The sequence below is a fragment of the Oceanobacillus jeddahensis genome (genome assembly GCF_000750635.1).
GTDB classification, from domain to species: Bacteria; Bacillota; Bacilli; order Bacillales; family Amphibacillaceae; genus Oceanobacillus; species Oceanobacillus jeddahense.
This window is the reverse complement of record NZ_CCDM010000003.1, coordinates 388,681-401,577: the sequence shown is the minus strand read 5'-3', so window position 1 is coordinate 401,577 and position 12,897 is coordinate 388,681. Positions and strand designations below refer to the sequence as shown.

The following is a 12,897-nucleotide window of genomic DNA, read 5'->3' as shown; positions in this document are numbered from 1 at the left end:
TTATCCTTGGATGAACGGATGATTGACGGTAACTTGCAAGATGAGGATGTATCGATAGAGCAAAGTTTAAGACCGCTGCAACTAGAGGATTACATTGGTCAACCCAAGGTAAAAGAAAATTTAAGTATCTTTATCCAAGCAGCCAAAATGCGGGAAGAACCGCTTGATCATGTATTGCTGTTCGGGCCGCCGGGATTGGGTAAAACAACACTGGCTTCTATTATTGCTAATGAGATGGGAGTTCAATTCAGGTCTACTTCTGGTCCGGCCATTGAGCGGGCAGGAGATTTGGCAGCAATACTTTCTTCATTGGAGCCTGGAGACGTATTATTTATTGATGAAGTACATCGCCTTCCACGATCTGTGGAAGAAGTGCTGTATCCGGCAATGGAAGACTTTTTTATAGATATCGTAATAGGAAGTGGGCCAAGCGCCCGTAGTGTCCGCATTGATTTGCCTCCGTTTACACTGGTAGGAGCGACTACACGGTCTGGACTGTTAAGTGCGCCGTTACGTGACCGATTTGGGGTACTCAGCCGCCTGGAATATTACGATGTGGCGGACCTGCGCCAAATAGTCATGCGTACAGCCGAAATATTTCATATGACCATCTCGGAAGATGCTGCTGTAGAAATTGCCAGCAGGTCCAGAGGGACACCGCGTATTGCCAATCGCTTACTAAAAAGAGTACGTGATATTTCGCAGGTGAAAGGGGAAACAGAAATTAGTTTTGAAACATCAAGGCAAGCTTTAAAAATGCTGCAGGTTGATGAATCCGGTTTGGATCATATTGATCATAAGCTGTTAAAAGAAATTATAGAAGGTTTTAATGGCGGCCCGGTCGGCTTAGATACTATCGCAGCTACAATTGGGGAAGAATCGCAGACGATAGAAGAAGTATATGAACCTTTTCTGCTTCAATTAGGGTTTATTCAGCGGACTCCAAGAGGAAGAAAAGTTACCCCAAAAGCCTATGAACATTTTGGAATACCAATGATAAACGGGGAAGAATAATGGGGAAAATCTTTATTATTGCTGGCATTGTTCTGATTGTCATTGGTTTACTTTGGTCATTTATCGGGAGGCTGCCAGGTGATTTTTCGTTTCAAAAAGGAAATATGACCTTTCATTTTCCGCTGATGACTTCTATTCTCGTTAGTGTGATATTAACGCTGATTTTATTTATTATAAACAGATTCAGATAAAACGAAATTTCACTCAGTGGGATTTTTCGACGCACAACTTTTTCGATGGGGCGAGTAATCGCAGTCCCAGTGGGAAGACTCCGCAGAAAAAAGTGAACTTCTTTTTTCTACCACAGGCATAAGCGCGACTATGCTTCTGTCTGCGCCTGTCGGCTTGCCAATCAGCAAGTCTTCTTTAAAGGAGATGAGATCAGGGCCCACGAAAAGCGTAGTGTTTTTCTGGGGCTTAAGATTACTCACCCCACCATAACCCGTCGTAGCGGTCGATTAACCTGACAATATTGGTAATCGCAGCCCTACCCCCAGGACGTCGCGAACTTAGTCGGCTGTTCTTCCCCCACTGAGTTAGCCTGAGTGATTCAGGGAGTTAGCTCACCTGATCTCCCGCCTAAATAAATTTATTTTACGCTTTATTTGGAGGCGGGAATTATACGTACGGTTCTCCATGATAAGGTATGAAAGATAAAAAGAAAGCAAGGGATGAACATGAATATAGAGGATTTTGACTTTGATTTGCCTGAGGAATTGATTGCACAGACGCCGTTGAAGGATCGGACTGCGTCTAGACTTTGTGTGTTGGATAAGCAGACAGGTCAGATACAGCATAAGCATTTTTCAGATATTATAGATTATCTTCATGCAGGAGACTGCCTTGTATTAAACGATACCAAGGTGTTGCCGGCTCGTTTGTATGGTGTCAAAGAAGATACTGGTGCAAAGCTGGAGGTTCTTTTGCTGCATCAGGAAGAAGGCGATAGCTGGGAAGTGTTAGTAAAACCTGCAAAGAAAGTAAAAAAAGGAACAGTTATTGATTTCGGAGACGGTTTATTAAAAGCAGTTTGTACAGATATCAAAGAGCATGGTGGTCGGACAGTAGAATTTTCTTATCAAGGTATTTTTTACGAGATATTAGATGAGCTCGGTGAAATGCCGCTTCCGCCATATATTAAGGAACAATTGTCTGAAAAAGACCGTTACCAGACAGTGTATGCAAAAGAAAAAGGTTCAGCCGCTGCCCCTACTGCCGGCCTTCACTTCACTGATGAATTATTACAACAGATAAAGGATAAAGGTGTCGAGATTGTTTTTATTACTCTCCATGTCGGACTCGGTACATTCCGTCCTGTCAGCGTAGATTCGGTAGAAGATCATACAATGCACAGCGAGTTTTATCGTATGTCCAAAGAGGCTGGTGAAGCATTAAATACTGCCAAGGCAGAAGGAAGAAGAATTATTTCAGTGGGTACGACTTCTACCCGCACACTGGAAACCATTACCCGTGATCATGATGGCTCTTTTGCAGAAACAAACGGCTGGACAGATATTTTCATCTACCCGCCTTATCAATACCAGGCGATTGATGGTTTGATTACGAATTTTCATCTTCCGAAATCAACACTTATTATGCTTGTTAGTGCTTTGGCTGGGAAGGATGAAGTGCTTCATGCATATCGTGAAGCGGTGAAAGAGCGTTACCGCTTTTTCAGTTTTGGGGATGCAATGCTAATTATCTAGCCTAATCATGTATAAATACGTTATGATATGTTTAGGCTGAAGAAAAGGGAAGATGAATGATGATACCGATAACGTATGAATTAATAAAAACAGACAAACAGACTGGAGCGAGACTTGGTCGAGTCCACACACCCCATGGCTCTTTTGATACACCGACTTTTATGCCTGTTGGTACACTTGCAACTGTAAAAACAATGAGTCCGGAAGAGTTACATTCGATGCAGGCCAATATCATTTTATCAAATACCTACCATTTATGGCTCCGGCCGGGAGAAGATATTATTGAAGAAGCTGGCGGACTGCATAAATTTATGAATTGGGATAAAGCCATTTTAACAGATTCAGGCGGTTTCCAAGTATTTAGTTTAAGTGATATGCGCCAAATTGAAGAAAAAGGAGTTCATTTTCGTAACCATTTAAATGGAGAGAAATTATTCCTTTCTCCTGAAAAAGCGATGCATATCCAAAATGCATTAGGATCAGATATTATGATGGCATTTGATGAATGTCCTCCGTATCCAGCTACATACGATTATATGAAATCGTCTGTGGAACGGACTTCCAGGTGGGCAGAGCGTTGTTTGGAGGCACATAAACGTCCAGATACACAAGGCCTATTTGGAATTGTTCAAGGTGGAGAATATGAAGCTTTACGAAAGCAAAGTGCAAGTGATTTAGTATCACTTGATTTCCCTGGCTATGCGATTGGCGGTTTATCGGTTGGAGAGCCAAAAGAAGTGATGAATCAAGTTCTTGAATTTACAACACCATTATTACCAGCGAATAAACCAAGATATTTAATGGGAGTAGGGTCTCCAGATGCTCTAATTGATGGTGCGATTCGAGGAGTAGATATGTTTGACTGTGTACTGCCAACGCGTATTGCTAGAAATGGAACTTGCATGACTTCAAATGGCAGATTAGTTGTCCGGAATGCAAAATATGCACGTGATTTCACGCCGATAGATGAGAATTGTGACTGTCATGTATGTAAAAATTACTCAAGAGCTTACATTCGACATTTAATAAAATGTAACGAAACGTTTGGATTCCGACTTACGACTTATCATAACCTGCATTTTCTGTTAAAATTAATGGAGCAAGTCCGAACTGCTATAAAAGAAGATCGACTTGGTGATTTCAAAGAGTCATTCTTTGAACAATACGGATTGAATCAAGAAAATCCAAAGAATTTTTAGGAAGGAGTGGAACACATGGGAGCTGAAATGATTACACCAATTTTATGGATTGTACTTATGTTTGCTATTTTTTATTTCTTACTTATTCGCCCACAGCAAAAGCGACAGAAGCAAGTAAGAGAAATGCAGGATAGCCTTCAAAAGGGTAATGAAATCATAACCATTGGCGGATTACATGCAAAAATCCATGCAATTGATGAAGGTACGATTGTGTTAATTACCGAAGAAGGCACAAAATTAACATATGATCGTTCTGCGATTAGAGAAATAAAACAAGACGCATAAGAAAAAAGCTAATGACTACGAGGTCATTAGCTTTTTTTACGCTTGAAGAAAGCAGTAGAAAATGAGCATAAACTTTATTATTCTTCGGCGGGACTCGAAAAATTAACACCGATAATTCCTCCTAAAATGGCGGCAATCATATAAAATCCATGATACATTGCTTGTGATAGTGAAAAGGCCTGTTGGTATCCGAGAAACTGGACCAGAAAAACAAATCCGGTAAATCCTAATCCAATCAGCAAGCCTAACAGCCAGCCTTTTGCCTTTCCTTTTAAACCAGTAACCATTCCGCAAGAAAATAATATCAGCAGTCCAATAATAAAGGTAGTCCAGGATAATGTTGCTTCTTTCATCTCTAAGAATTTTAATACTAATCCTAATGTGAAACTTGTTATAAAAAGTAAAGCGAACAATATAATCCAACCGTAAAATAAGGATGTCCATTGAATCTTTTCCATGTAATTATCTCCTCCCGAGTTTGTCCCTTAATTTAAATTTATGCTTGTTTATTTTATTTAGAAGAGGATGTTCAAAAATCCAATAAAAATGAAGCGATGATAAGAAGAATTTTTTAAGAGCGACACGCCATCTTGAGACGTAGAATCACCGCAATATATGAGAAATGCATTGACGTGATTTTTTCCAATGTTTGTTCTTATTTTCTTCTTGAAAAAAACGGCAGTTGTTTTAACTCTTCTTTTCGAATAAATTGTAATAAAATCAACAGAATTAAATAAATCAATACAATGACAATCAGCAGTATGATAAATGAAAATAGATTTGTATCACCATTATAAAATTGGTTTTTTATATAATATGTCAAGATGAAAGTTGTCCCACATAAGATAACCATCCGAATGATGTCTTTCCAGGCAGGAAAGTAATTGATTTCTTTTTTTAATACAGCAATATGGAGAAAAGTAACGAGAACGACATTTAGACTAATTGCAATTGCGGCTCCTTTAATACCTAAATTTGAACTGGTTGCCAACAAAAGCATGGCTCCAAATTTTAAAATCACTCCTGTTAGTGTATTCCACATAGCCGGACGAGCTAAATCTAGAGCTTGTAATGCGGCCTGTAAGGGGGCTTGAATATATAAAAATAAGAAAAAAGGTGCCATAACAATCAATAATGGAGCAGCAGAATCAGAACGATACATCAGGTTTAATAAATCTGCAGCAAATAAGGTCATAATAATGGTAGCTAATGCACCTGATGCGAAAGAAATTCGGATAGATTGATGAATACGACTATGAATCAGCTCAGTTTGGTTTTTAGCTGCTGCTTCAGAAATGGAAGGGACGAGTGCTATCGATAAAGAACTTGTAATAAATGTTGGTAAAAATAATAAAGGCATGGTGTAGCCCATTAATTCTCCGTATTGTTTCGTTGCAACTGCAGTAGTAACACCAGCTAATGCGAGAGACTGGACGATAATAATCGGATCGAGAAAGTTTGAAATAGAACCGATCATTCTGTTTCCTAAAGTAGGCATGGAAATAGATAGTAGCTCTTTTGCTGTTTGCTTTCCAGATAGAACGGTTTCGGTAAAATGTTTTCGTATTTTGAGCTTTCTTTTTTGACGAAATTTCCGAACCATGTATAAGAGAGAAGCAAATTCACCAATAATAATACTGAACATGGCGCCTGCAGCTGCGTATTCCACTCCATAAGGTAAAAGAATATAAATGAATATACCAACAAATGCAATCCGAACAATTTGTTCTAATACTTGGGAGATACTTTGCGGTTTCATATTTTGTTTTCCTTGAAAATACCCTCTTAACACTGCCGATACAGCAGCAATTGGAACAATTGGACTAATAACCACTAATGGAAGTAATACCCGTTTGTCTGTAAACAGAGTAACGGATAAAATTGGTGCAGCCAGAATCAATAGGATTGTAAACAGGATACTTGCACTTAAAGTAATCGCAAGAGAGACAGCAACAATTTGTTTTATTTTTTTGGAATCATTTTGAGCATCTGCTTCAGCAACACGTTTTGAAATAGCGACAGGAAGGCCAAATTGTGTTAACGTCATTACTAAAAATAAAGTAGGCAAAGCCATCATATATAGCCCGACACCTTCCTCACCCATAAAGCGTGCTACGACCATGCGGTTAATGAAACCCATAAAACGTGTAAGCATTCCGGCAATAATTAGAATCAATGCTCCCTGGATAAAGGTTTGTTTTGTCATTTGTGTTGCCCCGCCTTCTCAAAAAAATAAATTTGATATACAATGATATATATGCTGTGTAATGGACAAACCATGACAGTTGAATAAAAAAGACATACAATTAAGAAAGAAGTTCATGGAGATTAAATAGAAATGGTGGGATGAAATGGAAAACCAACATGTAGATACATGGAAAGAAATGATTTATCCGGCATTACAAAGCAAGCAAGAAGAATTAGAAATGTTAGGGTATGAACAAGCGACTCCAGAAGATGTGTGGAAATGCCTTTGTGTAAAAACTTGGAAGGGTGAGCCTGAAAAAAGGTTGCATGAAATTGTTCAAGATATTTTTCATTTGAAATCATCTATTTATTTAAGCTATTTAACTATTCAATCCTATGAAAATGATGATTTAGCCGCTTCGATTGAAGCACTTTTAGGAAGTTCACCTGATACAGGGGAATAGTTCCTATTAAATAAAAGGTTGGTATATGAAGGAGGAAGCGCAAACGATGAAAAAAAGAGGCAGAATCGTTGCCTTTTTTCTTGTCATCGCAGTTTTGGCAGGAGTAATTGGAACAACGTTTAGCAATCTGGTAAGTAATGTAAATCTTGGCTTGGATTTGCAGGGCGGGTTTGAAGTTTTATATGAAGTAGAGCCTGTTGAAGAAGGTCAAGAAATTTCAGGAAGCTTAATGGAAGGAACTGTAGAAACATTAAATGACCGCGTAAACCGTCTCGGTATTAGTGAAGCGGTCATTGATATAGAAGGAGACGACCGGATCCGGGTACAGCTTGCAGGAGTTGATAATCAGGCGGAAGCAAGAGAGTTGCTGTCAACATCTGCTCAATTATCCTTTAGAGATGTGGAAGATGAAGAGTATCTGCATGGGTCTGATATCGTAGAAGGAAGCGCCAGACAGGATTATAATCCGAATACAAATGCTCCGATTGTTACCTTGCAATTACAAGATGCCTCCAAATTTGGTGAAGTAACACAAGAAATCAGCCAAATGGAGGATAATCGACTTGTTATTTGGATGGATTATCAAGAAGGAGAAGATTCTTTTGCTGAAGAAGCCACAAAAGAAGACCCTAAATTTGTTTCTGCTCCGGCAGTCAGTCAAGCGATTCATTCCAATGATGTTATGATAGAGGGAAACTTTACAGTGGAATCGGCCCAGCAAATGGCAGATATTATTAATTCTGGTTCACTCGATGTACATATGAATGAAATTTTCTCTACTTCAGTAGGTGCACAATTCGGTGAACAAGCATTAAATGAGACGGTTTTTGCAGGAATTATTGGAATTGGTTTAATCATCCTTTATCTTTGCGTTTTTTATCGTTTCAGTGGTGTTATTGCTTCGATTAATTTAGCTGTATATGTATTTTTGGTCGTGTTGATTTTTGAATTGCTGAACGGTGTATTAACATTGCCTGGTATAGCTGCTTTGATTCTGGGAGTAGGGATGGCAGTCGATGCGAACGTTATTACGTTTGAACGCATTAAAGAGGAATTACGTGTCGGTAAATCTGTGAAAGCGGCATTTCAATCTGGGAATAAGAGTTCCTTTGTGACTATTTTAGATGCTAACTTAACAACATTGATTGCAGCTGCTGTGTTATTTATATTTGGAACAAGTTCTGTTAAAGGATTTGCAACGATGTTAATTATCAGTATTATCATCAGCTTTATCACTGCAGTATTCGGTTCTAGAGCACTCTTGGCATTATGGGTGCAAAGCGGCTTTTTGAAAAAAAGAAAAGCGTGGCTGGGAGTAAATAAGAACCAAATCAAGGATATTTCAGAAGGCGAAGAGCTAGAACCAACTATTTTTGGAAAGCAAGTTAATTTCACAAATCATCGTAAGAAATTCTTTACCTTTACCTTAATATTAGTCATTATTGGAGCTGTCGGTATTGGTATCTTTAGAATTAACCCAGGCGTTGATTTTACAAGTGGCTCACGAATAGAAGTGGTAGCTGACCAAAGCTTGACCGAAGAAGAAATAGAATCAGAATTTGCAGAGCTTGGTTATGAGATAAACTCCGTAAATTTATCAGGTGAAAACAATGATATTGGCGTTGTCCGTTTTGACACCGTTCTAGATGAAGGAGAAGTGGATACAGTACAGCAGCATTTCTTAGAAATTTATGATCATGAGCCTAGCGTGAGCGTGGTATCGCCAATTGTTGGTCAAGAACTGGTGAGAAATGCGATTTATGCTGTAGCAATTGCATCCGTATTTATCGTTGCCTATATTGCGATCCGTTTTGAATTCTTCTTTGGGTTGACAGCGATAATTGCCTTGTTACATGACGTTTTGTTTATGCTAGTAGCATTTAGCGTAACGCAAATTGAATTTGATGTTACAATTGTAGCCGCAATTTTAACGATAATCGGTTATTCCTTGAATAATACCCTCGTTATTTTTGATCGGATTAGAGAAAACATTCGTCGAGAGAAAAGAGTGAAGTCCTTTAAGAAGCTTGCGGAAATCGTAAATAAGAGTATCGTTCAATCATTTATCCGGACAATGAATACGTCTATTACAACCATTATAGCAGTTGTTGCTTTTATGGTACTTGGAGCGTCATCTATTTGGGCTTTCGCTTTTGCGCTATTAATTGGATTGCTGGCTGGAACTTATTCTTCTCTATTCCTTGCTTCCCAGCTTTGGTTAGTATGGAGAGGTAGAAAAGTAAAAGATAAGCCAGTTGATTTTAGAAAGAAAGAACGTGTAGATGGACCGCAAGTATAAATATATTAAGCAATTCTTGGGGCAACATCAAAATTATATCTTCGATGTCACCCATAGATTTTTGTGAAAAACCAAATTCTTAATATATCATTTGTAAAATACAAAAAGAGAGCTTTCAACATAGTAATGTTTTTGGGCGGGTCTGCTGAATCACAGACCTGTCTGAACATTATTATTCAAAACAATGGAAAGCTCTCTTTTTAATTAGGATGCTTAAAATAATAGCTAATCGGGTAATGAATAGTTAGTAAATATTTTTTAATGGAGGAAGTTTTATGAATGGACAAGTTTACGTCATACTCGCAATTATATTTGTAATTATTATAGCTGTTTTTGCAGTTATTAATGTGGATCCTGTTGCAGTAAACTATTTATTTTGGACACAGGAATCACCTTTGATCCTCGTTATTCTCTTTTCTGTGTTAATGGGAGGATTGATCACTGCAGCTGTGGGAGCCATTAGGCTATACAGAGCGCATCATGAAGTCAAAAAACTTCGTACAGAAAATGAACGACTAAAAAAACGAATGGCAGCTTATGGTTTGACAGATGAGCTGAATCAAGAAGATAATGCAAATGAACAAGAAGATAAAAAAGAATCTCGAGAAGAAATGCGTCGTGAAAGAAGAAATACAAAAAGAACAAATAAAGAATGATCTGCCTTATTCATTTATAATTAAAGGAATCTATTTGATGCCCCTGATTTAGTTTAGTATAATAGCTAGGTCAGGGGTGAATTTATGCTATCAAGTAAAGCAAATTGGAAATATATAAATAATCCTCCTGTAAAGGATAGAGATTCGATAGAAATAGAGTTGTCACCTATTGTAAAGGATCTATTTTTACAAAGAGGAATTACTACGACAGAAGAAGCTAAACAATTTATGCAGCCTGATCTAAATAACTTAATAGACCCATTTCTATTGAGTGGAATGGAGAAAACGGTACAACGGATTAAGGAAGCAGCCAATAATAATGAAAAAATTGCTGTATATGGAGATTATGATGCTGATGGGGTAAGCTCTACTGTTGTTCTATTGCACGCATTAAAAAAAATTGGTGCAGATTGTGAATACTATATTCCGAATCGATTTACAGAAGGATATGGACCTAATGAATTAGCGTTTAGACAGCTTCAACAAGCAGGATTTGGGTTAATTATAACTGTTGATACAGGAATTGCTTCTGTTCATGAAGCGGAAGTAGCTAAAGAGCTTGGGATCGATTTGATCATTACTGATCACCATGAACCTCAGGCAGAAATACCGGATTGTTACACAGTTATTCATCCGAAGTTATCGGAGAATTATTCTTTTAAAGAGCTTGCAGGTGTAGGTGTTTCCCTAAAGCTGGCCCAAGCTTTAATCGGAGAACTGCCAACAGAAGTACTTCCTTTTGTAGCGATAGGCACTATTGCAGATTTGGTGCCGTTGGTTTCTGAAAACCGAATACTGGCGACATTTGGCCTAAAAGAACTACAATCTACGAATGATGTTGGGCTAAGAGCTTTAAAACAAGTGTGCCAACTAGAGGAAACCATTACCGAAGAAGATATTGGTTTTCGTATTGGACCACGATTAAACGCTGTAGGAAGACTTGGTGATGCCGATTTAGCCGTCGATCTTCTTCTGGAAGAAGATAGTGGAATTGCTTTAGAAATGGCGAATGAATTAAATCATATTAATGAGCAGCGCAAAAAAATTGTTCAAGATATTGTAGACGAAGCAATGGAAATGGTTCAAACAGATAAACGGATTATTATTGTAGCAAAAGAAGGCTGGAATGAGGGTGTATTAGGAATCGTTGCTTCTAAATTAGTCCAGCAATACGATCGTCCGGCAATTGTGCTCGCCATCAAACCGGAGCAAGGAATTGTCAAAGGTTCAGCCAGAAGCATACCTGCATTTGATTTATTTGAAGGCTGTATGACGGTCAGAGATTTATTCACACATTTCGGCGGGCATGCTCAAGCAGCAGGAATGACATTACCTGCTGAAAATTTAACGGAACTGGAAGCAGCCTTGGACAATTTACTTTTTGAAAATTTATCAGAAGAAGATTTTAAGCAGGAATTATCTATAAATGCTATATTAGATATAACAGATATTAATGTTAATCTCATTGAAGAGATAGAAAAGCTTTCACCGTTTGGTATGGGTAATCCTAAACCGTTATTTGAGATAAATGAAATACCAAAAGAAGTTCGTCAAATTGGAAGTAAAAAGAATCATTTAAAAATGCAATTTACTTCGTCCGGTGCACAAATAGATATGGTTGGTTTTGGGTTCGGAGAGTTAAAAGAAGCTATTTCTCCTTACACAAAGGTATCTGTTGTCGGAGAGCTTTCCATTAACGATTGGAACGGCAGAAGAAATGCCCAATTAATGATGAAGGATTTGAAGATTAATGAATGGCAGCTATTTGATTTACGTGGAAAAAAAGCGGAACAATTACTTCCAAACACTGTAAAAGAAGTGTTTACTTGTGATGGACCTGTACAAATCGCTGAGCACTTAGAGGCATTTACTTATAAAGAGACATTCTCTAAAGATCTTCGTTCTCAACAAACAATCGGCTTTACAGCGTTGCCTGAATCGTTAAATGATATAAAGGAAATTATCCAGCAAGTGAATCCGGAAAACATTGTCATTGCGATACGTCAGGTTCCAAACCAATATCCGTTTCAGTTCCCTTCCAGGAAAGAGTTTGGGGATTATTACCGTCTGATTAAACAGCATAAGCAGTTTGCGATTGCTGAGATGCAAAAAGCGATTGAACAGCATCGTGGATGGAATGAAGCAAAAGTGATGTTTATGACAGATGTTTTTGCAGATTTAGGATTTGTAGAGAAGAAGGATGGCTGGCTTCGTTATAAGGAAGCGGCACATAAAAAAGATTTATCGGATTCAATCATTTACCAGACCTGTATGAAACAAAAAGAAGCAGAAAATATACTTATTTATTCTAACTACCAAGATTTAAAAAAATGGTTTGAAACTTGTATGGATGCGTCTAAAAATTTGAAGGAGGAAGTAGTGTATGGATTATAAAGAACATATTGAGATTGTTGAGAATTGGCCGAAAGAAGGGGTTCGTTTTAAGGATATTACGCCATTAATGGCCAATGGACCGGCTTATAAATCGGCCGTGGATGAAATTGTAAACTATGCAAAAGAAAAAGAAATAGATGTTGTTGTAGGTCCGGAAGCAAGAGGATTTATTGTCGGATGTCCGGTATCTTATGCCTTAGAAATTGGTTTTGCCCCTGTCCGTAAAGAAGGGAAATTGCCGCGTGAAGTAATTAAAGTAGATTATGGGTTAGAGTATGGAAAAAATGTATTAACCATTCATAAGGATGCGATTGAGCCTGGGCAGCGTGTTTTAATTACAGATGATCTTTTAGCAACAGGCGGTACCATTGAAGCAACGATTAATTTAGTAGAGCAACTTGGAGGAATCGTTGTGGGTTGTGCTTTCTTAGTTGAGTTAAGCTATTTAGATGGGAAGGATAAGTTGGAAGGCTACGATGTCCTTACAATAATGACCTATTAAAGAGGAAGTTCAAAAAGAGTCAAACAGAGATGAATACTGTGTTGACTCTTTTTGTATAGATTATTTTATCCACTTATATTAGGTTTTAGTTGGACAGAAATATAAAAAAAGTCTTATAATAGTAATTATTATCGAATAATGTTTTTAAATCGGAGAAATGTAAGAGATTTTAATGGAAGAAATGGCTTCAA

At 37.9% G+C, this 12,897-nt stretch carries 12 protein-coding genes; 10 read left to right on the top strand and 2 right to left on the bottom strand.

Annotated features, from left to right (window positions below):
- Window positions 1-6 precede the first annotated feature (6 nt).
- The 5 genes from ruvB to yajC all read left to right on the top strand — a co-directional run bounded on the left by ruvB (window position 7) and on the right by yajC (window position 4,204).
- A complete protein-coding gene (gene ruvB, locus BN986_RS15310) occupies window positions 7-1,014 on the top strand; it encodes a Holliday junction branch migration DNA helicase RuvB (RefSeq protein ID WP_040981642.1) in 1,008 nt (335 codons plus the stop codon).
- Entirely contained in the window at window positions 1,014-1,205 is a 192-nt protein-coding gene (locus BN986_RS15305; protein WP_040981640.1) for a DUF2905 domain-containing protein, read from the top strand. The genes ruvB and BN986_RS15305 overlap by 1 nt, the downstream gene beginning before the upstream one ends.
- 486 nt (window positions 1,206-1,691) lie before the next feature.
- Complete coding sequence (queA, locus tag BN986_RS15300; protein WP_040981638.1) at window positions 1,692-2,720, top strand: tRNA preQ1(34) S-adenosylmethionine ribosyltransferase-isomerase QueA; 1,029 nt, start codon at window positions 1,692-1,694, stop codon at window positions 2,718-2,720.
- A gap of 59 nt (window positions 2,721-2,779) precedes the next feature.
- A complete protein-coding gene (gene tgt, locus BN986_RS15295; RefSeq protein ID WP_040981636.1) occupies window positions 2,780-3,919 on the top strand; it encodes a tRNA guanosine(34) transglycosylase Tgt in 1,140 nt (379 codons plus the stop codon).
- 15 nt (window positions 3,920-3,934) lie between these two features.
- Entirely contained in the window at window positions 3,935-4,204 is a 270-nt protein-coding gene (gene yajC, locus BN986_RS15290; RefSeq protein ID WP_040981634.1) for a preprotein translocase subunit YajC, read from the top strand.
- A 77-nt stretch (window positions 4,205-4,281) separates the two neighbouring features.
- Here yajC and BN986_RS15285 read toward each other — a convergent pair whose 3' ends face one another.
- Both BN986_RS15285 and spoVB read right to left on the bottom strand, forming a co-directional pair.
- Window positions 4,282-4,662 carry a TIGR04086 family membrane protein gene (locus BN986_RS15285; RefSeq protein WP_040981632.1) on the bottom strand — a complete coding sequence of 127 codons (381 nt, stop codon included), beginning with the start codon at window positions 4,660-4,662 and terminating at the stop codon, window positions 4,282-4,284.
- 197 nt (window positions 4,663-4,859) lie between these two features.
- Window positions 4,860-6,410, bottom strand: coding sequence for a stage V sporulation protein B (gene spoVB / locus BN986_RS15280; RefSeq protein ID WP_040981630.1), 1,551 nt, complete (start codon window positions 6,408-6,410; stop codon window positions 4,860-4,862).
- A 145-nt stretch (window positions 6,411-6,555) separates the two neighbouring features.
- Between spoVB and BN986_RS15275 the strand changes: the two genes are divergently transcribed.
- The 5 genes from BN986_RS15275 to BN986_RS15255 all read left to right on the top strand — a co-directional run bounded on the left by BN986_RS15275 (window position 6,556) and on the right by BN986_RS15255 (window position 12,706).
- Complete coding sequence (locus BN986_RS15275) at window positions 6,556-6,855, top strand: post-transcriptional regulator (RefSeq protein ID WP_040981628.1); 300 nt, start codon at window positions 6,556-6,558, stop codon at window positions 6,853-6,855.
- 46 nt (window positions 6,856-6,901) lie between these two features.
- Window positions 6,902-9,154: a protein translocase subunit SecDF gene (gene secDF, locus BN986_RS15270; RefSeq protein ID WP_040981626.1), complete on the top strand. Its 2,253-nt coding sequence runs from the start codon at window positions 6,902-6,904 to the stop codon at window positions 9,152-9,154.
- A gap of 275 nt (window positions 9,155-9,429) precedes the next feature.
- Window positions 9,430-9,810: a LapA family protein gene (locus BN986_RS15265; protein ID WP_040981623.1), complete on the top strand. Its 381-nt coding sequence runs from the start codon at window positions 9,430-9,432 to the stop codon at window positions 9,808-9,810.
- An 84-nt stretch (window positions 9,811-9,894) separates the two neighbouring features.
- Complete coding sequence (gene recJ / locus BN986_RS15260; protein ID WP_040981621.1) at window positions 9,895-12,204, top strand: single-stranded-DNA-specific exonuclease RecJ; 2,310 nt, start codon at window positions 9,895-9,897, stop codon at window positions 12,202-12,204.
- Entirely contained in the window at window positions 12,194-12,706 is a 513-nt protein-coding gene (locus BN986_RS15255; protein ID WP_040981619.1) for an adenine phosphoribosyltransferase, read from the top strand. The genes recJ and BN986_RS15255 overlap by 11 nt, the downstream gene beginning before the upstream one ends.
- Window positions 12,707-12,897 lie beyond the last annotated feature (191 nt).